1 protein-coding gene is annotated in these 268 nt (G+C 42.5%); it reads right to left on the bottom strand.

Annotated features, from left to right (window positions below; translation table 11 throughout):
- Positions 1-268, bottom strand: a 268-nt coding sequence (locus AAEY75_RS15355) for a hypothetical protein (protein WP_352260068.1), incomplete at both ends; no start/stop codon positions are given.

The raw sequence follows: 268 nt of genomic DNA on the forward strand, positions 1-268 counted from the left end.
GTGCGGCCAATGGGGCTTTGATCAATGTCGATCACTTTATCAAAATGCTCAAGCCCTGAAATTGATTTATACGCAGCAGCTTCGGCAGTTGTTGCGCCATTTAATTCAGTATGCGCAAGCTTAAATAAGGTGTCGTTTATGAGCGTAGACTTGCCCGAGCCAGACACACCTGTTACACAGGTCATTAAGCCAAATGGAATTTTTAAATCAACATTTTTTAAGTTGTTACCAGTAGCGCCAAATAACTCCAGCCATTTGTCGTTAGTGG

It is taken from the genome of Psychrobacter sp. TB55-MNA-CIBAN-0194 (assembly GCF_040309505.1).
GTDB lineage: Bacteria > Pseudomonadota > Gammaproteobacteria > Pseudomonadales > Moraxellaceae > Psychrobacter > Psychrobacter fozii.